19 protein-coding genes and 2 tRNA genes are annotated in these 20,351 nt (G+C 59.9%); 14 read left to right on the top strand and 7 right to left on the bottom strand.

The window, feature by feature from the left end:
- Positions 1–103: 103 nt before the first annotated feature.
- A complete protein-coding gene (locus tag ABD937_RS08715) occupies positions 104–895 on the bottom strand; it encodes a lysophospholipid acyltransferase family protein (RefSeq protein ID WP_345255125.1) in 792 nt (263 codons plus the stop codon).
- Complete coding sequence (locus ABD937_RS08710; protein WP_345255123.1) at positions 895–1,296, bottom strand: DUF4258 domain-containing protein; 402 nt, start codon at positions 1,294–1,296, stop codon at positions 895–897. Before ABD937_RS08710 ends, ABD937_RS08715 begins: the two co-directional genes overlap by 1 nt.
- Before the next feature lie 203 nt (positions 1,297–1,499).
- Between ABD937_RS08710 and mtaB the strand changes: the two genes are divergently transcribed.
- The 3 genes from mtaB (at position 1,500) to ABD937_RS08695 (ending at position 5,029) form a co-directional block, all read left to right on the top strand.
- Positions 1,500–2,777, top strand: coding sequence for a tRNA (N(6)-L-threonylcarbamoyladenosine(37)-C(2))-methylthiotransferase MtaB (gene mtaB, locus ABD937_RS08705; RefSeq protein ID WP_345255122.1), 1,278 nt, complete (start codon positions 1,500–1,502; stop codon positions 2,775–2,777).
- A gap of 162 nt (positions 2,778–2,939) precedes the next feature.
- Positions 2,940–3,230, top strand: coding sequence for a YciI family protein (locus ABD937_RS08700; protein ID WP_345255121.1), 291 nt, complete (start codon positions 2,940–2,942; stop codon positions 3,228–3,230).
- A 65-nt stretch (positions 3,231–3,295) separates the two neighbouring features.
- Complete coding sequence (locus ABD937_RS08695; RefSeq protein ID WP_345255119.1) at positions 3,296–5,029, top strand: T9SS type A sorting domain-containing protein; 1,734 nt, start codon at positions 3,296–3,298, stop codon at positions 5,027–5,029.
- 98 nt (positions 5,030–5,127) lie between these two features.
- On the opposite strand, the gene ABD937_RS08690 is transcribed toward ABD937_RS08695, so the two are convergent.
- From ABD937_RS08690 to ABD937_RS08680, 3 genes are all read right to left on the bottom strand, one after another.
- Positions 5,128–5,394 (bottom strand): GIY-YIG nuclease family protein, encoded by a 267-nt coding sequence (locus ABD937_RS08690; RefSeq protein WP_345255117.1) that lies wholly within the window; start codon positions 5,392–5,394, stop codon positions 5,128–5,130.
- Positions 5,395–5,439: 45 nt separating this feature from the next.
- Positions 5,440–5,514: transfer RNA gene (locus ABD937_RS08685), tRNA-Val, on the bottom strand.
- 177 nt (positions 5,515–5,691) lie between these two features.
- Positions 5,692–5,766 (bottom strand) — tRNA-Val (locus tag ABD937_RS08680).
- Positions 5,767–5,927: 161 nt separating this feature from the next.
- On the opposite strand from ABD937_RS08680, the gene ABD937_RS08675 reads away from it, so the two are divergent.
- Positions 5,928–7,322 (top strand): hypothetical protein, encoded by a 1,395-nt coding sequence (locus ABD937_RS08675; RefSeq protein ID WP_345255116.1) that lies wholly within the window; start codon positions 5,928–5,930, stop codon positions 7,320–7,322.
- Positions 7,323–7,326: 4 nt separating this feature from the next.
- Here the strand turns inward: ABD937_RS08675 and ABD937_RS08670 are convergent, their stop codons facing one another.
- Positions 7,327–8,280: a DUF6929 family protein gene (locus ABD937_RS08670; RefSeq protein WP_345255114.1), complete on the bottom strand. Its 954-nt coding sequence runs from the start codon at positions 8,278–8,280 to the stop codon at positions 7,327–7,329.
- 184 nt (positions 8,281–8,464) lie between these two features.
- On the opposite strand from ABD937_RS08670, the gene ABD937_RS08665 reads away from it, so the two are divergent.
- The 8 genes from ABD937_RS08665 to ABD937_RS08630 all read left to right on the top strand — a co-directional run bounded on the left by ABD937_RS08665 (position 8,465) and on the right by ABD937_RS08630 (position 16,317).
- On the top strand, positions 8,465–10,396 hold the full coding sequence (locus tag ABD937_RS08665) for an ATP-binding protein (RefSeq protein WP_345255113.1): 1,932 nt from the start codon (positions 8,465–8,467) through the stop codon (positions 10,394–10,396).
- Between the two features lie 46 nt (positions 10,397–10,442).
- Positions 10,443–11,075 (top strand): response regulator, encoded by a 633-nt coding sequence (locus ABD937_RS08660; protein WP_345255112.1) that lies wholly within the window; start codon positions 10,443–10,445, stop codon positions 11,073–11,075.
- A 93-nt stretch (positions 11,076–11,168) separates the two neighbouring features.
- On the top strand, positions 11,169–12,503 hold the full coding sequence (locus tag ABD937_RS08655) for an OmpA family protein (protein ID WP_345255111.1): 1,335 nt from the start codon (positions 11,169–11,171) through the stop codon (positions 12,501–12,503).
- Positions 12,504–12,513: 10 nt separating this feature from the next.
- Positions 12,514–13,275 (top strand): hypothetical protein, encoded by a 762-nt coding sequence (locus ABD937_RS08650; protein ID WP_345255110.1) that lies wholly within the window; start codon positions 12,514–12,516, stop codon positions 13,273–13,275.
- Between the two features lie 48 nt (positions 13,276–13,323).
- Positions 13,324–13,974 carry a hypothetical protein gene (locus ABD937_RS08645; protein WP_345255109.1) on the top strand — a complete coding sequence of 217 codons (651 nt, stop codon included), beginning with the start codon at positions 13,324–13,326 and terminating at the stop codon, positions 13,972–13,974.
- 3 nt (positions 13,975–13,977) lie between these two features.
- On the top strand, positions 13,978–14,874 hold the full coding sequence (locus ABD937_RS08640) for a hypothetical protein (protein ID WP_345255108.1): 897 nt from the start codon (positions 13,978–13,980) through the stop codon (positions 14,872–14,874).
- A gap of 20 nt (positions 14,875–14,894) precedes the next feature.
- Positions 14,895–15,893, top strand: coding sequence for a hypothetical protein (locus ABD937_RS08635; RefSeq protein WP_345255107.1), 999 nt, complete (start codon positions 14,895–14,897; stop codon positions 15,891–15,893).
- A 127-nt stretch (positions 15,894–16,020) separates the two neighbouring features.
- Positions 16,021–16,317: an ATP-dependent Clp protease adaptor ClpS gene (locus ABD937_RS08630; protein WP_345255106.1), complete on the top strand. Its 297-nt coding sequence runs from the start codon at positions 16,021–16,023 to the stop codon at positions 16,315–16,317.
- A gap of 217 nt (positions 16,318–16,534) precedes the next feature.
- Here the strand turns inward: ABD937_RS08630 and ABD937_RS08625 are convergent, their stop codons facing one another.
- Entirely contained in the window at positions 16,535–17,266 is a 732-nt protein-coding gene (locus tag ABD937_RS08625) for an esterase family protein (RefSeq protein WP_345255105.1), read from the bottom strand.
- A 168-nt stretch (positions 17,267–17,434) separates the two neighbouring features.
- On the opposite strand from ABD937_RS08625, the gene ABD937_RS08620 reads away from it, so the two are divergent.
- Together ABD937_RS08620 and ABD937_RS08615 are read left to right on the top strand one after the other, a co-directional pair.
- Complete coding sequence (locus tag ABD937_RS08620) at positions 17,435–19,675, top strand: PAS domain-containing sensor histidine kinase (protein ID WP_345255104.1); 2,241 nt, start codon at positions 17,435–17,437, stop codon at positions 19,673–19,675.
- 3 nt (positions 19,676–19,678) lie between these two features.
- Positions 19,679–20,326, top strand: a complete 648-nt coding sequence (locus ABD937_RS08615) for a response regulator (protein WP_345255103.1) — start codon at positions 19,679–19,681, stop codon at positions 20,324–20,326.
- Positions 20,327–20,351 lie beyond the last annotated feature (25 nt).

The raw sequence follows: 20,351 nt of genomic DNA, 5'->3' as shown, positions 1-20,351 counted from the left end.
AGGATACCGGCGCGCCCGATCACGTACGGAGCGCATCGGGGCCAACCGTGCCTTTGTGGAAGCGATCACGAGCAACCTTTCACAAAAAAGCGACTGTGCCGGCTTACGAGTCAGCGGGTGGCTTCCCCGGAGCCTCCTCCCCGATCCATTCGGCACCCAGCTCGATGAGGCGGCGCTCCATGCGGTCGAACACTTCCTGCTTCAGGCGGCCGATGTCGTCGAACCCGAGCCCGTCCACCGGCACCGGTTCGAGAAAGATGGCGCGGTTGCGGCCCGGTGTGAGCGAGAACACCGACCGGTAGTGCATCCGACGGTAGGTATCGGGCATCAATACCGGCTGGATCGGCGTGCCGGTTTCGATGGCGATGCGGAAGGCGCCGTCGTAAAACGACTTGAGGGGCTTGCCCGTTTCATTGAAGGTGCCTTCCGGAAACACAAGCACCGAGATGCCTTTCTGGAGGGTCTGCTTGAGCAGGCGCACGCTGCGCGCGCGGTTTTCGGGCGAGCTGCGGTCTACGGTCACGATGGTGTTGCGGTAGATAAGGCCGAAGATGGGGACCTTTGCCGTTTCCGCCTTCCCAAGGGGGCGCACCGGCCGGCGAAAGGTCTTGACCAGTGACGGAATATCGAAATACGAAATGTGGTTCGACACATAGATGTACGCCGCCTTGCGGTCGGCATTGGTCTCGTAGATGTTGCGGTGCCGGACGCCGATCAGCACGAACCACACATCGCCCCAGAGCGTGCAGGCCGGGTAGATCAGGTTGCCCCGGTCGCCGCGCCCGAGCAACAGCACCAGCAGCGCCCACACGAATACCGGGATCATCAAAGCGATAAACGTGACGATGGCATAAAGGGAATACAGTAACTGGAAAGGTTTCAGCAGGAAGCGCATCAGCGGTGTTTTTTTCGTTCGTCGCCCGGGCAGTGGCACTCAAAATCCTGCTTCAGGTTGTAGGTGGTGATCACGCGGGTTTCATCGCTGCACTGGGCAAAGATGACGCGGATGGATTCGCCGCCTTCCGTGGTGCCTTGCAGGGCATAGGTGGGGCAAGGCTTGTCGCGCGGATCGCTCTTCGCGAGGTTGATGATGCCCTTGTTCATGATCTCGCGGATCTCCGACTCGGAGATGTGGCGGCAATCCATACGGCAGCGGGCATGCTTCGTAAGCGTAAGGCGGCTCGGGTGGCGGTCGAAGGCCTCGCGCGCGGCGGGCTCCTGCCAGCGGCGGCGCAGGAAAAATCCGGCTACCAGCAGCAGCAGGAACAAGGTGGCGATCACATTACGTGCTTTCATCGGCGGGAAGTTAAGAAGACCGGGCCGATCGAGGTTTTGTTGTTCATGCCACGAAGAAAATCTCTTCGCGGCTGCCGCTTTTTGACATGCATCAAAAAGGCGGGACCGGCAGCCCCTTTTTTCACAAATTCTTAAATAATACGCCCAAATCTGAGATCATCACATCTGACATCTGCGATTCCTGTGTCGTACCTTTGCACGCTATGTCCACACAGCGCACCGTTGCCTTTCATACGCTGGGCTGCAAGCTCAACTTCTCGGAAACCTCCACGCTTTCGCGCCACCTGGAGGCGGAAGGTTTTCTGAAAAAGGAGTTTGAGGAGGCGGCCGACGTGTACGTCATCAACACCTGCTCGGTCACCGATAATGCCGACAAAGAATGCCGCCAGCTGGTGCGCCGCATCCAGCGCCGCGCGCCGGAGAGCCTCGTGGTGATCACGGGCTGCTATGCGCAGCTGAAGCCGAAGGAGATCTCCGAGATCCCGGGCGTGGACCTCGTGCTCGGCGCCGCCGAAAAGTTCAACCTGGCCACGCACCTCCGCGAGCTAACGAAGGGCAACTCCTCGAAGATCTCTTCCTGCGACATCGACGCCGTTACCGGCTTTCATGCCTCCTGGTCGGTGAACGACCGTACACGCACCTTCCTGAAAGTGCAGGACGGCTGCGACTACACCTGCTCCTTTTGCACCATCCCGATGGCCCGCGGTAAGAGCCGGAGCGACAGCATCGAAAACGTGCTCGGTCATGCCCGGAAGCTCGCCGAAGGCGGCGTAAAGGAGATCGTGCTTACGGGTGTAAACCTCGGCGACTTTGGCAAAGGCCCCGATGGCGCGAAGCGCCACGAGGAAAGCTTCTACGACCTGGTGCAGGCGCTCGACGAGGTGGCCGGTATCGAGCGGTACCGTATTTCTTCGATCGAGCCCAACCTGCTCACGGAAGACATCATCAGCTTCGTGGCCGGATCAAAGAAGTTCATGCCGCACTTCCACATCCCATTGCAGAGCGGCTCCAACGACATCCTCGGGCGTATGCGCCGCCGCTACCGCCGCGAGCTGTATACCGAGCGCGTGGAAGCGATCAAAAGCCGGATGCCGCACTGTTCCATCGGCGTGGACGTGATCGTGGGCTTCCCGACCGAATCCGACGCACACTTCCGCGAGACCTTCGACTTCCTGCACGGGCTCGATGTATCGTACCTGCATGTGTTCACCTACTCGGAGCGCGCAGGCACGGGCGCCCTGGAGCTGAAGCCGGTGGTGCCGGTGCCCGTACGCAACGAGCGCAACAAAACGCTCCGCAACCTGAGCTACCTGAAGCAACAGCACTTCACGCAGCAGCACGCCGGGCAGGTACGCCCGGTGCTGTTCGAAGGACACGAGAAGAACGGCCTCATGGAAGGCTACACCGACAACTATATCCGCATCAGCACCCCGTACCGCGCCGAGTGGGCCAACGCTATCGTCGACTGGACAGTTCAGTAAACGTGCTAATGTGCTAATGGGTTAATGTGCTAAAGGGGAATTGGGTAATGGGGGTAATCAGAGGACGAAGCAGAGAAAATACAGTGAAACGGATTACTTACGGATAAGACCGGTAACAAATTACAAATAGACCAATAGACAAATAGACACGCTACTTTCCTGATGAAGAAATACCAGGCCATCATCCAGTTTGAGTGGAGCGACGAAGCGATGTCGGTGATTCCGGAGCACCGCGCCTACATCAACGAGCTCATCGACGAGCAGATCATCGAGCACTATGCCGTAAGCATGGAGACGCAGCAGGTATGGGTGACCATGAACGCCGACAACAAGGAGCAGGCCCGCGAGGTGCTGGACCAATCTCCTTTTGCGCGCTTCTGGACGATGGAGGTGCACGAGCTGTTTCTTTGGGACGGCCACAACTACCGGCTACCTGCGGTGCGCCTCAACTGAAGACGCCGTTTCCTTATCTTTGATAGGAAACACGTCATCAGCCAACCCGTAACCGCTAACTGCCCATGAGAAAGTCCTTTGAGCGCCTCCGCTATTGCTTCCTCCTGTTGCTGCTCCTCCTTGCTACCCGTGCACATGCCCAGACCTGGGACTGGGCAAATACGGCAGGTAACTTCGGACCCACCACCAACACATGGGGCTATGTGACCAACCACGGTCTTGCCCAGGATAATTCTGGTAACATCATTGTTTATGGTGAATTCTTCGACAGTCTTCGGATTGCTGATACGTTCATCGTAACGCGCACCGGGGCGGATCATTTCAAAAGTGTTTTCCTGGCGAAGTTCGCCCCTTCCGGCGCGCGCCTCTGGACGCGGGTTTACCGCCATGCGGAGGGCGCCTGGTCGGGTAGTCTGTCGAGCCAGGTGCAGGTTGATACGAATGGCGACATCATTCTCGCGGGACGTGCGGACACCGGGTTCGCAGGCCAATCCGTTCCGAATAAGCATTTCGTTTGCAAGATGCGCGACGATGGGCAGCTGCTCTGGATGAAACTCTTCGACAATGCGCCGGCATTAACGATCGATGCTGCCGGTAGCGTGTATGTAGCCGTTACCTACTACAGCACGTTTACGACGTCCTTCGACAATATACCGGTGCCTGGCGCGAACCAGCTGCTGCTGGGCAAATTGTCTGCAGGCGGCAATGCGCTCTGGCTGAAGCGCTACCCGATGGACGACATCGGCAACAACTGGATGAAGCTTCAGGTGAGCCCGTCCGGCTCGGAGCTGCTGATGGCGGGCGTGCATTCCAAAAGCCTCACAATCGACGGGATACCCCTTACGATGGCGGCAACGGACAACTGGAAAGGGTTCGTGGGACGATTCTCGGTAGCTGACGGGGCCGTCAAAAAAATCATTCCTGTTTATTACTTCGGCAATTCGTTTTTTGAGCTGGCGAACGCACGTTGGGTCGGCAACAACCGGATTGTGTTTACCGGCGCCAATAACAGCTTCCCGATGCAGCTTGTCGTAAACGGCGTTACGCTGGATGGAGGATTTCACCCGACCAATAAATTCGTCTATACGACGCTGATGGATACGGCCGGCACGGTGGCATGGTTCAAAGTGATCAAGGCCGCGAACCCGGTCAACGGGTTCAATACCACCTATAGCAGGGCGCTCGAGGTTGCCGGCAACTACATTTATGTAGCCGGCGCCGCCGCCACTAACAGCACCATCAACGGCTCGAACATCAACCCGACCTATGGTCTGTCCAGCAGCTTCGTGGCCTGCTATGACCTCTCGGGCAACGTAGTCGGCTTTACGAACGGTGGTTTTACGCACAGCGACAACATGATCGTTTACATGGTTTTCACCCCACAGCAGAAGCTGTTTGTAAGCGGTACCCACAGGGGGTGGATTCCGGGCAGCATGACCCCGGCATTCAACAACCTGCCCGTTCCGCAAACCGGCAACAATATGCTCCTGTTCGGCCGCCTGACGGCACCCGGCGTCTTCACCTCCGTTCCCGCACTGGATGCCGATACCCGCGTCACACTTTACCCCAACCCGGCCCGCGACCGGATGCAGGTGACCATTATAACCACGAAGCCCGCTGCCACACGACTCGAAATCATTAACGGTGTCGGGCAACCGGTCTTGGGCTACGAGGCCGGCGTACCGTCGCTGCGCTACTCCCAGCAGGTAGGGCTGAACGGGCTTCCGCCGGGTATTTATTACCTGAAGGTCACGATGGGAAAAAGCAGCAGCGTACAGGCATTTGTGCATACGCGCTAGGAATGTATGTTGCTACCTCTTTCTAAGTGGGAGCTGACGGGTTCGAACCGCCGACCCTACCGCATGTAATGCGGGATGCGCTGAACCGGCTGAACATTTTAAAAAGAGGCCGAATTGTTTGCCTCGATCAACGCCTGGATACGCTTGCTGCTTTTCCATGCGGTGATTTCGCGCTCGCGCCGATCAGCGGCAGTTTCATCCGGGTATGGTTTCATCCAAACGAGCCTACAATCGGGAGACCGGCCCGTAAATCCTTTGTGGTTGGTGTTATGCTTTTGCAGCCGTTCTTGAACCTCGCCACAGGTGTGGCCGATGTAATATTTCCGCAACGTCTCTGAGAACAGAATGTAGGTACAGCACGGCATTGACGGAAATTAAAAAAGTCTCAACGAAAGTTGAGACTTTTTAAGTGGGAGCTGACGGGTTCGAACCGCCGACCCTCTGTGTGTAAAACAGATGCTCTGAACCAGCTGAGCTAAGCTCCCAATGATATGTCTTTACCTTCTCCGGAGCACCGCTACTTCATCGTTTTCGTTCAACTGGTTCGCTGACCCTTCCGCGTCAAACGCGGAATGCTCTGAACCAGCTGAGCTAAGCTCCCATCGAAACTACCGTTCCTGAGGTAAAAGGAAAGCCTCAACTTGCGTCGAGGCTTATTCGGGTGGGAGCTGACGGGTTCGAACCGCCGACCCTCTGTGTGTAAAACAGATGCTCTGAACCAGCTGAGCTAAGCTCCCTTTTGAAGAACTGTCCCGCAGCGGTTACCGCGACGGGAGTGCAAATATAGGCGGCTTTCCATTTTCCCCAAAAAACAAAGGAACTATTTGAAAAAAAACTTTCGGTGGCGCCCGGTGTCCCGCATCCAGGTGATGGCACAGTTTTATAGCCGGCTCCATCAATGACCCCGTTTCGCCGCTTCGTGCTCTCCACCTTGCTCCTGGCCGTACTCAGTGCCGGCGCGCAGGATCCGGTGCTCCCGGCCACCGTGCCCGTGGTAGCCGGCGCGGAGCACGACGCCTCGCGCTTCCACCGCTTCCTGTTCGGGCGCAACTGGCGGGCCGAATGGACCACGCCCATACAGGCACCGGTGGTCCGGCTCGACACCCTGTACGGCGGCCTCATCCCCTACCAGCGCAGCGGCGGCGGCGAGAGCCGCTCGCTCCGCCTGCGCTCGCGCGCCGGCAAGGAATATGTACTGCGCTCCGTCAATAAGACCCGCAGCAACCTGCTCCCCGCACTTCTACGGAACAGCGCCTACGGATCGCTCGTACAAGACGGCGTGTCGATGTCGCATCCCTATGCCGCGCTGGCGCTCCCCGCCATGCTCACGGCTGCCGGCATCCCCCACCCGGCGCCCCGCCTCGTATTCGTGCCGGAGCAGCCCGCACTCGATACCTTCAATGCCGTTTACGCAAATGCCCTTTACCTCCTCGAGGAGCGCCCTTCGGGCAACTGGAGCGACGCGCCCCACCTGGGCGGCTACCGCCAGTACCTGGCCACCACCGACGTCAAGGAAAAAATGCGCGCCGACAACCGCCTCCGCGCCGACGGGCGTGCCTTTATCCGCGCCCGCCTTTTCGATATCCTGATCTCGGATGTGGACCGCCACGAAGGCAACTGGCGCTGGGGCGTTCCGGACAGCGGCGCCTACCGCTTTGTGCCGGTGCCCGTCGACCGCGACCAGGCTTTCTTTACTTACAACGGGCTGCTCACGAAGCTCACGCTCGCACTCACGCGCCGGCGCCTCATGCAACGCTTCAACTTCGGCATCCGCAACGTGACCACCCTCACGAGCCACGACCAGCTGCTGGACCGGTTTTTCGCGAACGAAATGACCGAAGCCGACTGGCTCGAGGCCGCCGCTCACCTCGAGCGCACCCTTACCGATTCCGTCATCAACGTATCGCTGCAGGCAATGCCCGCGGAGATCGTTGCGCTTTCGGGAACAGCCATCTGCGAGCGCCTCGTAGAGCGCCGCGCACGACTTCGCTCCTTTGCCTCGCGTTACTATGATGCACTCGCCCGGAAGGTGGAAATCCACGGCAGCACCGGCGCCGAGCAGTTCGATGTGCGCAGGCTGCCCGACGGCACTGTATCCGTGACCGTGCACCGGCTCGATGCCTCCGGGCAAAAAGAAGGCGCGGCATTTTACCAGCGGGTGTTCCGCGCTTCCGAAACGGGACGCATCACACTTTACGGGGCGGGCGGAAACGATGTATTTGCTCTGGAAAAAGGAATCCGACGTCCGAAAGTGATCGTCGAAAAAGGGACCAGCAAGGAGCAGTACCCGTAGAAACTCAGTCGGCCGCGGAATAGCTTAGCCGCAGTAGCCGGGTGGTTCCATCATCGTTGTCCCCGATTGCCAGGAGCTCCAGTTGCCCGTCAGCCGCCCGCTTCAGCACATCCACCGACTCCAGTTTTTCCACGAGGGGATTTCCCGCCGCATCGGCAAGCAGCCGGACCGAAGACAATTTCCCGGTGCGTGGATCCCAGATGCCGATAAAGCTACCGAGCACAGGCCCGTCTTTGGTCCAGTCGTCGGTGTCTTCTACAGAAGCGCAGAATACGATCCGGCCATCGCCGGTGGCACTGGCGCCGGAAATACGGGCCTCCCTGCCCTTGATCCCCAATAGACTGAGGCGGCGTCCATCCACCGCAGGCAGTGAGGTCGTTCTGCCCGTTACGAATCCGAGCACCTGCGCTGCGTTGCAGCGGATGATCGTGTTGGTGCCGCGATTGAAAAGATACAGGTCTTCTCCCAATAAGGCAGCGCCCTCGATGTTCCAGGATCCCGGAGGAATGTCGAGCTGCTCCCGCAAACCGGAATAGAAGGGTGCAGCCGGGAAGCTTTGCTGCGCCTCGCTCCCTGAAAGCGGGTGAACGAGGACGCTGTCGCGCATCGGCGCCTTGCTCCCCGAACCGAAGGCCACCAGGTAGAGGTCATTGCCTCTGGGGAACACAGCAGAAGCCTCATAGTCGGGTTTACGCTCCCTGGGAATACGGTATTCGCTGATGTCCGCCCCCGCGAGGGGCAGCTTCCGGTAGCCGCGGCCGGTAAGCGCCAGGTGGTAAATGCCGGTCGCATCGTCGCCCACGATGTACGCACTGTCGCCGCGTACGGTCAGGGCGGATCCTGAAGGCACATCGCGCAGCACCTCCACCGAAAGCACTTCCAGCGAAGGACGCGCCTCCCCGGAGCAGCGCCAGGCCAGGGTGGCCAGTAAAACGGGGACAATCAACGGTAATCGCATAGCAAAGGTGCCGGGCCGAGCCGACCCGGAGCAGCAAGCTACAGAGATGCCGCCTTCGCGCCGGAATAATCCCGTTTCGACGCTCCGGTACGGGTGCACCGCCCCCTTTTGTTTGGCTGGCGAGGGCAGCGAGCTGCCGGAATTTTCCACAAAAACGAGTACCTTACCTGTAAAACCAGAACGTATGCGACTGCCGGGGATTCTTCTTTCCGCACTGCTGATCGCGGGTACTTTTACCGCAGCGGGCCAGAACCGCGACAGCCTGTTGCAACTCGTGCGCACACTGCCCGAAGACACTGCCAAGATCGATGCGTATTACGCCTACGGCTATGCGCTGGAGCTCGATGGCGAGCAACCGGAAAGTGCGGCTCACTTCTACCGGAAAGCCTACGCCCTGGCAGTCAAGGGCGGGCATATCAAAGGACAGATCAAGTATGCGAGCTACTACAGCGCCCTCCTCAACTACAAGGGACAGCTCGACTCCTCCTACGCGCTCAACCTCGCCGCGCTGCGCCTCGCACTCGACCATAAGCTGCCCCTCGAGTCGGCAAAGGCCTATGCCAACGTGGCCAACGTACTCAACTACCAGGGGCGCTACGATTCGGCGGTGTACTACTACACCCACGCAGCAGCGCTGTTCGAGAAGATCGGCGACCTGCGCTTCCTCAATATCATCTACCAGAACCTCGGCACCGTGTTCGACGAGCTGCGCCAGTTCGACAAGGCGATCGCCTATGCCGATAAAAGCATCACCCTCAGCCGGGCGCGCAAGGACAGCGAAACGCTTACGGCCGCATATGCCAATAAGGGCGGCTCGCTGACCTCGCTGAAGCGGTATCCCGAAGCACTGGATGCCTTCCAGCAATCGCTGGCCATCAGCCGGGCTGCCGGCTCTGCGTACAATACGCAGGTGGCGCTCATGATGCTCGGCGAGCTCTTCGCAAAGCAGCAGCTGTACCGGCGCTCGATCGGCTACTTCGAGCAGTCGCTCGCCCTCTGCCGGGAAAATGATTTCGACGCCAATATATCCACCTGCCTCAACGGCCTCGCCATGAACCACTTCTACCTGGGTGCGCTCGACCGGGCCGACAACTACGTACAGCAGGCCATCGCCATCAGCCGCTCCACCGGCGTCTTCACCGACCTGACGCAACAGTTCAAGCTCGCCGCCGACATCAAGGCCGGCCTGGGACAGCACGCGGCCGCATACCGTTACCTGCAGGAATATACTCGCCTCAGTGATTCCCTTACCAATGCCACGGTGCGCCGCAATGCAGAAGAGCTCGACAAAAAATTCGAGACGGCCCAGAAAGACAAAGCCCTTCTCGACAAGCAGCTGCAACTCGCGCGCAGCAAAGAAGACCTGCGCGAGAAGCAGGCACTGCTGGTGGCCGTACTCGGCGCCCTTTCGCTCCTGCTGCTTACCTTTTTCTTCTCGTACCGCAGCGGCCGGCATAAGCGTGCGCTCCAGCAAAAACAGATCGAGGCATTGGGCCGCGAGGCCGAGGTCATCCGCCTGCGCGCCACCCTCGAGGGCCAGGAAGAGGAGCGCCGCCGCATTGCCCAGGAGATCCACGATGAACTCGGCGCGGGCCTCACCAGCATCGTGTTCCTGAGTGCCGGCGATACCGGCAACGGGCCGCGCATCGGCACGATCGCGCGTGGGCTCGTAAGCCAGATGAACGAGATCGTGTGGAGCATGAACACCGGCCAGGACCAGCTGCAGGAGCTCGTTTCGTATATCCGCCACAACATCGGAGAGCTGCTCGAAACTGCCGGCATCGCCTATGTGTTCCACATCCCCGATGAGATCCCCGACCGCAGCCTGCCCGGTGTGCAACGCCGCCACATCTACCTGACCGTGAAGGAGGCGGTGCACAACAGCATCAAGCATGCCGGCGCAACACAGGTGACCATCAGCATGGACTTCAGCGACGGCATTGCCATTACGGTGGAAGACGACGGGCGCGGCCTGCAGGAGGAGGCGCCGAAGCGGAAAGGCAACGGCATGACCAATATGGAACAGCGCATGGAGCGCGCCGGCGGCACCTTCCGGATCCTGAGCCGCCGGCCAGTAAAGCTGCGCCTCGAAGTACCCGCTACCGTGGAGGCCTAACATTCGTTCTATTGCGCGCCCTCGCCGGCGCCCCGAACTTTACCACATGAACCCGATCGCCGTTTGCATCGTTGAAGACCTGGAGGAGATCCGCGAAGGCCTCGTCCGGATCCTGGAGCAAGACCCCGGTTTCCTGGTGCTCGGCGCCTTCGGCTCAGCGGAGGCAGCACTGGAAGGCATCCCGGAAGCACAGCCCGACGTGGTGGTGATGGACATCAACCTGCCCGGACTCTCCGGCATCGACTGCGTTTCGCGCCTGCGCCCGCTTTGCCCGGCCACGCAATTCACCATGTTCACCATCTACGAGAACAGCGAGCAGGTGTTCGAGGCGCTGGCGGCCGGGGCCACCGGTTACCTGTTGAAGAACACGCCGCCGGACCGCATCCGGACCGCGCTTACCGAGTTGCACGCCGGCGGCGCGCCCATGAGCGCGCACATCGCCCGCAAGGTGGTGGCCTCCTTCTGCGCGCCCACGGCCGCGCCCGACAGCACCAGTCTCTTGTCGGCCCGCGAGCGCGAAGTACTCGACTGGCTGGCCAAGGGATTTCTGTACAAGGAGATCGCCGCGCGGATGGGCCTCAGCACCGGCACCGTACGCCAGCACATACACCATATCTACCGCAAGCTGCACGTGCAGAACCGCACGGAGGCCCTCAACAAGATGTTCGGCAAAGGCTGAGCACACGGACCCGTAGAACTACACCCCTCCTAACTTTTGTTCTATTGCCCCGGCTTTCGGGCCGGTCTACTTTTAACGTACAAAACCTACAACATGACACACGCGCTTTCCCCGGCCCGTAGCGGCCGCCTGTCCCTGCTTGCCCTCTTCCTGCTCCTTGGCGCCGGCCTGCAAAAGGCAAATGCCCAGTTCAACGTCGGCGACCGCATCAAAGAAAAAGTACAGCAGCGCGCCGAGGAAAAGGTCGACAAGGGTATCGACGACGGGCTCGATGCGGCTGAAGAAGCTGCCAAAAAGAAAGGCAAAGGCAACGCCAATAAAAAATCCGGCACCGGCGCCACACCGGCTGTGCACACCACAGGCGGCTCCACCACAGTCAGTTCCACCACCGGGGCCACACCGGCAGCGTCGCTGCAGTCGTTTTCGCGCTACGATTTCGTGCCCGGCGAGAAAGTGAGCTTCTTCGAGGACTTCTCGAAAGGCGCCGCCGGCGATTTCCCCGTAAACTGGAATACGGGCGGCAGCGGTGAGCTCGTAACGGTGAGCAATGTGCCCGGGCGCTGGCTCAAATGGAGCGCCGGCGTGGGTTATGCACCCGTGTTGAAAGAAGTGTTCCCGGACAACTTCACACTCGAGTTCGACATCCTGATGACCGAAGTGGACGAAAAAGAGAAGCCGTATTTCGGACTCAACATCTACTCCGCCGGGAAAGATGAATGGGAAAATACCGAGGGCATCGGTATTGCCGGCGTCTTCCTGATGACGCAGGGCGAGTGGGAGGTAACGAAATGGAGCACGGCAGGTGGCGGCGAGAAGGCAGGCGGCACGCACCAGGTGCAAAACAGCCAACTGTACAACAAGGTGGCACACGTGTCGGTATGGGGACAAAAGCAGCGCCTTCGCGTGTATGTGAACGAAACCAAGGTACTCGACCTGCCCCAGGGACTTCCCGCCGCAAAATTCAACCGCATTAAGTTCACGAACAACCCGGGGCTGAACTACGGCAACGACGACATGGCGCCGGTGTACCTGTCGAATGTCCGGATCGCCACCGGCCAGCCCGACATGCGGAGTAAGCTGATCACCGAAGGAAAGCTGGTCACCCGTGGTATCCTGTTCGACGTCAACTCCGACAAGATCAGGGGCGAATCCTACGGCACCCTCAAAGAGATCGCAGCGGTGCTCAAAGAGAATCCCGGGATCCGGGTGAAGGTGATCGGGCATACCGACAGCGACGGCGCCGATGCCGCCAACCTGGACCTGTCGAAGCGCCGCGCCGCCGCTGTGAAAGCCGCCCTGGGCGCCGATTTCGGGGTGGATGTCAGCGGTATGATCACCGATGGCAAAGGTGAGTCGGAGCCCGCCGCGCCCAACACCAGCCCGGAAGGAAAAGCCAACAACCGCCGCGTTGAATTCATCAAACTCTAAACCGACAATCATGCAACGCATTCTTCTGTTTTTTGCCTGCTGCCTGTTCCTGTTGCCTTCCCGCGCACAACAAAAGCCGGCAGCCTACTACTGGGCCCAGGTACCCGCCTTTCCTTCATCTGCTTCGCAGCAAGCCTTCCGCAGCTTCCTCGAGTCCGTGGAGGACCTCCGGCGCACGATCGACGAAGATGCCCAGGCACAGGAAGCCGCCGTTGCCGCCAAAGCATCCACGGCCACGCCGGCGATCTACCAGAACCCACAGAACGCGAGTCAGGCAGAGATACAGGCCCTGATGAAACGCACGCAGGACCGGGTACAGCTGATGGAAGACCTGAACAGGCGTGGAGGGCAAATCAACGCGCGCTTTGAAAGCACAGACAAGGATTACCAAAGCGAGCTGAAGGCTAAAGTGCGCAGCATCGAGGAATGGATGACCCGTTGCCCGTCGGGACAGGTAGGAGCGCGCGACCAGGCGCTGGCTGCGCTCTGCGACCAGAAGGGAAAAGAACTCGAGGCGGCGCGGGCGGCGATGGCGACGAAGTGGTTTCTTTCCGGCACCGCTCCCTTCAAAGGCTACCTCGCCGATTACGCGGCCTTTCTCAAAAGTTCCGAGCCCAGGATCGTGAAGTCGTGGCAGGATTCGTTCGTCGGCACCGGCATCAACATAAAAGGCACCGCCTGTCCGGAGTCGATCAAGCAGGTGGTCTTGTACCTCAACCAGGTGCACGCGGTGTTCACCAAGGCCCTCGAAGACGGCCTGCTCAAGCCCTGACCGGCTGCAGCGCCTCCACTTTTCCTCACACACGCAAAACCTGCGATCATGTACCGCATCCTCTTCGTGCTGTGCTGCTTTCTCCTTTCCGAAGGCAGTGCGCGCGCACAAAAAACAGCAGCCTACTACTGGGCCCAGGTCCCCGCCTACCCTGCCCAGCCCACGAAAGCGGCCTTCGGCAAATTTCTGAACGACATCGAGAAGCTGATCAAGTCGATTGAAGCGGAGGCCGAGCGCCAGGACGCTGTTGCAGAAGCACGACCGGCCACCGGCCCGCATATCTTTTACCAGAACACGCGCAACCTGAGCCAGGCAGAGAACCTGGCCCTAATGAAGCGCGCCCAGGAACGGGCCGACCTGCTGGCGGCAATAGGTAACCAGAAGGCGCCCTATATCCAGCGCTCTGCCAGCCTCCAGCAAACCTACAAGCGCGAGCTAGAGGCGGGACGCACGGCGGTGATGCAGAAATGGTTCCTTGCCGGATCCTCCCCGATCAAAGCCTACCTGGCAGCATACGCAGGTGTTTTGAAAAGCGTGGAGCCCAAGCTGGTGAAGCTTTGGGAAGACGGGTACGAGGACAAGGGCGTAAATGTGAAAGGCCTTCCCTGTCCGGAAACGATCCGCCAGGTGACGGAATACCTCTGGGAGCTGCATTCGCTGTTTCACCTCGCCATCGACGATAACCTGCTTAAACCCTGAGTCATGACCCGAATCCTGTTCCAGCTACTTGTAGTATTACTGATCACGCCCGAGGCCAGGGCGCAGCAGGCGGGCCGCACGGCCTTCCCGATGCAGCTTACGGTGACCGCGATCACGGTGCGCAAGCAGCTCGACGCGCAAGGCCAGGTGCAGCTGCGCGAAGTAACCGAAGAGCGGTACAGCGTGCCCCACGGCCTTCAACTGAACCGCTCCCTGCTCAACCGCATGCAAGCCGGCACGCAGCGCCTGGACGTTTGCACGTCTGAACAGATGTGCGTGCTCCTGAGCGGGAGCAGCAACGCCCTCGGCGAGCGGCAAGCGGTGGACTATCGTGTCAGCCGCAACACCTGGACGCGCTGTGACGACGAGCTGGTGAAGACCGCCATCGCCGAAGGCAACGGCACCCTGAAGGACTATACACTGAGCTCGGTGGTGAGTGTACTGCGGCGCCCGCCCGCAGGCTGGGAGCCCGACCCGGTGTCGCTGGTCCGCAACCGCGCCGACCTCAGCGAGATCGAGTCCGTACCGCTGGTGCACCCGGAACGCTACATCCGTCTTTTCGTGGCGGTGGGCGGCATCACGCCGAACATCAATGCAGCAGCTCCGAAGCTGGCGGTGCGCACCTACGATTGCAACAGCAAACAATGGACGGCCGCCGCGCCGGAGAAATACGGGCTCAGCGTTCCCGATTACGGGGTGCTAACGGGCCTGCGGCGCAACCGGAACGATAACGGAATGATCGAATCCTACATCCACCCGGTATTCCCCGAAAAGGAATTGCTGCGGTTCCTGAACGACGGCAAAGGAGGACAGTCGTTTACGCTGAAGGCCCGCAGCTGTAGTCACTCCGAAGGCGAAGAACAGCAAACCGACCTGTATATCGAACTCGCATTCAAATAAAAAAACGCCCGTCAATGTGTATGACCAACCGCTTCTACTGTCTCCTGGCTTGCCTTCTGTGTGCCGTGTCTTCGAGGGCGCAGGGGGAGCGCGAATACCTGCAACAAAAGTCGGGCGCCTATACCTACGCCTATCGGGTAGACGAGCACAGCAGGGAATACCGCCTCACGTCGGCAGAAGCGGCTGCGTTCGACAAAAGCTTCGCTGCGCTGGAAGCGGTGCTTCGCCGCCACCCGGTGCTCGTTGCCCCGAAGGGCTTCGACGTACGCTTCAAGGCGCGCCCCCTGTTTGCCTTCGAGCACGACAAGCATCCGTATAACTACGGTATCGCCGGCGAGGCCGTGATCGAATTCCAGGAATGGTTCCGGTATGGAGGCGCCGTACAAAAGCAGCAACTGGAGCCGCCCTCCCTGCTGGTGGACATCAATGCGCTGGGCGCCACCATCGCAAATGAGGCCAACCGCTTCGAGGGTGACGGCTACGACGATGCCCTGCACGCAGCCGCCCGGCGTCTCAACGAGTTCTTCGGTGCGCCCCGCCTCGTGGCGGAGCTCGATACGGGCGTACACCTGTATGCCAACAACATCATCGTGGTAGCGAAGCCGGGAAGACCGTATTGGATACCAGTGACCGTGCAGCAATACTTCGATGCGCTGTTTCGATATTATGAGCTCCGCCTCAGAAAGGCGCCGGCAGAAAGCGGGGTGCTCGAGCTTATCCGGAACGAGTACGCCGCTATCCCGCCGGCCGAACGGTCGGGTCCTGCCTTCGGCGCCACGGAGTCGATCTCGGGCATCACGGCCTCGGCAAATGAGTTTCCCATAATGACCTTCAACCCGGGCTATTTCGACCGTAAGCTGCCCCGAACCGCGATCCAGCTGCTGACCCTCAGAGACCACTCCACGCTGGGCCTTTCGGAGCCCGACCCCGAGATCGGGGGCGATGGCCCGGCGCCGAAGGCGATCCGCACCCTGCTGCGCACCCTCGATACCGGCGCCCTGCGCCGCCTGCTGCGGTAGAAGCGGAAGCTAAGCCACTGGCTCCCAGCCTGATAACCGCGAAGCACCCTCCTGGCCTGCGGGCAACGTCCTCATCCATTGAGGTCCCGGGAAAGGTGCTACCTTTGCGGAAGGAAAACCGGTAACTATGCCTTTCTCAAAAGAAGCTGCGCAAACGCAGGAACAACTGGAAATCGATGTGCTTACGGACGAACCGTGCCGGCTCATCGTGTGGAACGACGAGGTGAACACCTTCGAGTGGGTCATCGAAACACTCGTTGACATTTGCGGCCACAGCCAGGAGCAGGCCGAGCAGTGTGCCTACATCATCCACTTCCGCGGCAAGTACGCCGTGCAGCAAGGCCCCTTCGACGACCTCAAGACCAAAGCCGAGGCCATCATCGATAGAGGCATCAATGCTACTGTCGAGGGAGTTCCGGCGTAGTCCTGCACCCTGTCCCCCAAAGGGGAACTTAGATGGATCATTCTTTTTAATCTTGACTTTTTCTCAAAGCAATACGTTCAAGCAAAAGGCCCGGATCGCGAAACGATCCGGGCCTTTCTTATAGCAACACTTAAGTACGTTCGGAAAATGTTCCTCCCGTAGGAAAACATCGGCCTAAGTTCTCCCTTCGGGCGACAGGGGGCCGGAGCCAGGGGGCCTAAAACCGGCTCCCGATATAGTGCGGCAGCACGGCCCGCCAGGTTTCCCAGTCGTGCTTCCATTCGGAGCCCCATACGTCGAGTTCATAGTTGATGCCCTTGCCGTACAGGATGCCCGCGAAGGAGCGCGCAGCGTTCGGATCCTCGTAGGGACCGCTCCCGGAGAAGATATGGATATGGTGGCTCCGGCGGATGCCTTCGAGGTGGTTGTGATCACCCAGGTTGGGCATGTAGTGCTGCGGCGAGTTGAAATATACGTCGTCGTCCCAGTACCCCTTCGTGTACTCAGTCAGGTCATAGACGCCACTCATGGCGAGGACGCCGTTGATCAGGTCGGGACGCTTCAGGAACAGGTTCATGCTGTGCAGGGCGCCAAAGGATGCACCGCAGGTATACACGGGCGTGTCGGGGCTTGTATGGGTCTTGATGAAGGGGATCACCTCCTCGTACACGTAGCTGTTGAACTGCTGGTGGCGGATGGCCTTGTGGCGCGGGTCCATGCTGTTGTTCATCCAGCTTTCGTTATTGATCGAGTCGATCGAAAACACTTTGAGCTTGCCTGCCTCGATGAAGGGGCGGAGCCGGTCGATCAGCTGGAAGCGCTCATATTCTAGAAAATCAGCAGCGGCCGTGGGCACCAGCAGAAGGGCAAAGCCATAGTGGCCGTACATCGCAATGGGCATCTCCTTATTGAGGCGCTCGCTGTACCAGGAAGTCAGGTATCGGTCCATAGTTTCTTTGGTTGATCGGCACACAAGTAACACAAAAAAACCGCGCGCCCCTTCAGCAGCCCCGCCTTTTTTTGCTCGACCGAAGAACGTAACTTTACCGGACGCAGCGCCCTGCGCTGCTTTCGGTTCAACCGCTGCCTGCGGCGACCGTATTCCGAACCCTTTCTCATGATCCCTGCTACTGAACAAGCCTCGCCCTTCAACGATGAGCGCAATCTTCTTTACCTCCTGTACAACAACACGGAGGAGTACTTCCTGCTGATCGACCCCGAGCTGCGGGTCTGCATGTACAACCGCAACACCTTCGACCAGGTGCGCCTGCATATGGGCATCGAGCTGCGGCGCGGCATGCCGGTGCTGGAGCTCAGCGAACCCGAGACGCATGACGCCCTGCGCGAACTGTACCGCGATGTGCTCAATGGCACCGTACGTGAGACCGATCGCCTCATCCACTCGCGCCTGGGCGAAACCCGCACGCTGCACAACCACTTTCGTCCTGCCCGCGACCAGGAAGGCCGCATCGTGGCCATCATGATGATCGCCCACGACATCACCGAGCAGAAAAAGATCAGCGAGAACCTGCGCCGGAACGAGGAAATGTGGCGCTTCGCCCTCGAGGGCAGCAACCTGGGGGTGTGGGACTCCGACCTGGTAAATGGCAGAATGCACTTTTCTCCGTCGTACGAGCGGCTCTACGGCTTCGCGCCCGGCTCCCTCAGCAACGACCGCGCCGTGTGGCGCCAGCGGGTGCACCCCGATGATCTTCCCCGGATCCGCATGGCCGTAGACGCCCACCTGACCGGACAGGTGCCGCATTACGAATGCAGCTACCGCATCCGCGACGTCAACGACGAGTACCGCTGGGTGCAGGCGCGCGGCCGCGTGGTAGCCTGGGACGCCGACGGACGCCCGACGCGGATGCTGGGCACCCATGCCGACATTACCGACAAAGTGACTGCAGAAGAAGCGCTCCGCGCGAGCAACGAACGCTACCGGCTTACCACCCGCGCTACCTCCGATGCCATCTACGACTGGGACCTGTGCAGCAACAACCTGTACTGGGGGGAAGGCATGCACACGCTCTTCGGATACCAAGGTGCCGACGTAACCATCGACAAGTGGGAACAATTCATCCATCCGGCTGAGCACGCGGTGGTAACCGCGAGCCTGGACCTGGTCATGGCCGACCCGAAGCAGGAATTCTGGAAATTCGAATACCGCTTTCGCCGGAAGGACGGCGCCTGGAGCGACGTGCTCGACCGCGGCTACATCCTGCGCGACCCGGAGGGCAAAGCGCTGCGGATGATCGGCGCCATGCAGGACATCACGACGCAAAAAGCCCGTGAGCGCGCCCTCACCGAAAGCAACGAGCGCTTCGACATGGTGCTGCGCGCCACCAACGACCTGATCTGGGACTGGAACCTCGTCGACAATTCCTTTTACCGCGACGCCGACGGCCTCCGCCGCATTTATGGCGTCAACGACGCGAACGGGATCGGCCTGTTCGAGAACTGGCTCGAGCGGGTGCATCCCGAAGACCGGGAGGCCCTGGCCACCGATATCGCCGGCCTCCTGGCTTCTATCGACCGCGACTCCTTCGAATCGGAATACCGCTTCCGGCGCGATGACGGCCAATACGTGTACATCTACGACCGCGGTCTCCTGCTGCGCGATGGCTCGGGGCGGCCCACCCGCCTCATCGGTGCGGCGCAGGACATCTCCGAGCGTAAGAAAATGGAGCAGCAACTCGTAGCCCGGGAGCTCACCCGGCAGAAGCTGATCAGCAAGGCCACGCTGGAAACACAGGAGCGCGAGCGGGCAGAGATCGGGAAGGAACTGCACGACAACGTCAACCAGGTGCTGACCACCACGAAGCTGTACCTCGATCTTTCGATGAGCACGCCCGAGCTCCGCGAGGACCTCATCCAGAAATCATCGCGCAACATCATCTACGTCATCAACGAGATCCGGGCGCTCTCGCGCTCCCTCATGAACCCTAGCCTGGGCGACCTGGGCCTAGTGGCAGCCATACAGGACCTCGTGGAAAGCGTCAACCTGACCGGCAAGATCGAAGTCGGCTTCACGGCCGATGCCGCGCTGGAGCGGGACCTCGACGAGCAGCAGCAGCTGATGGTGTTCCGCATCCTCCAGGAGGCGCTCAACAACGCGTTGCGCCACTCGGGAGCGCGCCATTTGGAGATCCGCCTCCGCGAGGTGGGCGGCGATCTGCAGCTCGTGGTGCGCGACGATGGCGTTGGATTCGACCCGGCCCAGGTAAAGAAGGGCTCCGGCCTCCGGAATGTAGAAAATAGGGTATATTTGGCGAACGGCTCCCTGCGCGTGGAAAGCCAACCACAGCAGGGCTGCACTCTGGTTATTCAACTTCCAATGAAAACGAAACACTCCTAAAGCATGGATAAGATCACGATCCTGATCGCAGACGACCACACCCTTGTACGAGAAACCTGGAGCTTTATCCTCAACACCGACCCGCGGTTTACCGTAGTGGCGGAAAGCGGTTCGGGCGAAGAAGCGGTAGAACTGGCCAAAAACCTCCGTCCCAACATCGTCATCATGGACATCAACCTGCCCGGCATGAACGGCATCGAGGCCACCCAGCTCATCCGGAAGTTCTCCCCCGGCTCCAAGGTGCTGGGCGTTTCCCTCCACACCCAGCCCACCTACGCCCGTAAGATGATGCAGAAAGGCGCCATGGGCTACGTCACCAAGAACTCCTCTCGCGAAGAAATGTTCAAGGCCATCATGGAGATTCAGAACGGCAAGAAATACATCTGCGACGAGATCAAGAACATCCTCTCCGAGCAGGTAATCTCCGGAGAAGACCAGCAGACCGGCCTCAACTCCCTCTCCCAGCGCGAGATCGAGATCATCTCCTTCATCAAGAAAGGCCACTCGTCCAAGGAGATCGCCGACGCGCTCAACATCTCGGTAAAGACCGTGGAAGTGCACCGCTACAACATCCTCAAGAAACTGAATCTGAAGAACGCAGCTGCGCTCGTCAACTACATCAATAACAGCCAGCTCGATTTCGATAACTAGGTAACGATTGCTTGCTAGACCGAAT

The sequence above is a fragment of the Flaviaestuariibacter amylovorans genome, from assembly GCF_039541815.1.
GTDB lineage: Bacteria > Bacteroidota > Bacteroidia > Chitinophagales > Chitinophagaceae > Flavisolibacter > Flavisolibacter amylovorans.
This window is presented reverse-complemented; position numbering and strand designations above follow the sequence as displayed.

What these genes read in the sequence shown, in the direction of transcription:
- ABD937_RS08695 (WP_345255119.1), top strand. Translation starts at nt 3,296, where the DNA reads ATGAGAAAGTCCTTTGAGCGCCTCCGCTATTGCTTCCTCCTGTTGCTG.
- ABD937_RS08620 (WP_345255104.1), top strand. Translation starts at nt 17,435, where the DNA reads ATGATCCCTGCTACTGAACAAGCCTCGCCCTTCAACGATGAGCGCAAT.
- ABD937_RS08700 (WP_345255121.1), top strand. Translation starts at nt 2,940, where the DNA reads ATGAAGAAATACCAGGCCATCATCCAGTTTGAGTGGAGCGACGAAGCG.
- ABD937_RS08615 (WP_345255103.1), top strand. Translation starts at nt 19,679, where the DNA reads ATGGATAAGATCACGATCCTGATCGCAGACGACCACACCCTTGTACGA.
- ABD937_RS08660 (WP_345255112.1), top strand. Translation starts at nt 10,443, where the DNA reads ATGAACCCGATCGCCGTTTGCATCGTTGAAGACCTGGAGGAGATCCGC.
- mtaB (WP_345255122.1), top strand. Translation starts at nt 1,500, where the DNA reads ATGTCCACACAGCGCACCGTTGCCTTTCATACGCTGGGCTGCAAGCTC.
- ABD937_RS08655 (WP_345255111.1), top strand. Translation starts at nt 11,169, where the DNA reads ATGACACACGCGCTTTCCCCGGCCCGTAGCGGCCGCCTGTCCCTGCTT.
- ABD937_RS08650 (WP_345255110.1), top strand. Translation starts at nt 12,514, where the DNA reads ATGCAACGCATTCTTCTGTTTTTTGCCTGCTGCCTGTTCCTGTTGCCT.
- ABD937_RS08625 (WP_345255105.1), bottom strand. Translation starts at nt 17,266, where the DNA reads ATGGACCGATACCTGACTTCCTGGTACAGCGAGCGCCTCAATAAGGAG.
- ABD937_RS08630 (WP_345255106.1), top strand. Translation starts at nt 16,021, where the DNA reads ATGCCTTTCTCAAAAGAAGCTGCGCAAACGCAGGAACAACTGGAAATC.
- ABD937_RS08675 (WP_345255116.1), top strand. Translation starts at nt 5,928, where the DNA reads ATGACCCCGTTTCGCCGCTTCGTGCTCTCCACCTTGCTCCTGGCCGTA.
- ABD937_RS08640 (WP_345255108.1), top strand. Translation starts at nt 13,978, where the DNA reads ATGACCCGAATCCTGTTCCAGCTACTTGTAGTATTACTGATCACGCCC.
- ABD937_RS08690 (WP_345255117.1), bottom strand. Translation starts at nt 5,394, where the DNA reads ATGCCGTGCTGTACCTACATTCTGTTCTCAGAGACGTTGCGGAAATAT.
- ABD937_RS08665 (WP_345255113.1), top strand. Translation starts at nt 8,465, where the DNA reads ATGCGACTGCCGGGGATTCTTCTTTCCGCACTGCTGATCGCGGGTACT.
- ABD937_RS08635 (WP_345255107.1), top strand. Translation starts at nt 14,895, where the DNA reads ATGACCAACCGCTTCTACTGTCTCCTGGCTTGCCTTCTGTGTGCCGTG.
- ABD937_RS08670 (WP_345255114.1), bottom strand. Translation starts at nt 8,280, where the DNA reads ATGCGATTACCGTTGATTGTCCCCGTTTTACTGGCCACCCTGGCCTGG.
- ABD937_RS08710 (WP_345255123.1), bottom strand. Translation starts at nt 1,296, where the DNA reads ATGAAAGCACGTAATGTGATCGCCACCTTGTTCCTGCTGCTGCTGGTA.
- ABD937_RS08645 (WP_345255109.1), top strand. Translation starts at nt 13,324, where the DNA reads ATGTACCGCATCCTCTTCGTGCTGTGCTGCTTTCTCCTTTCCGAAGGC.
- ABD937_RS08715 (WP_345255125.1), bottom strand. Translation starts at nt 895, where the DNA reads ATGCGCTTCCTGCTGAAACCTTTCCAGTTACTGTATTCCCTTTATGCC.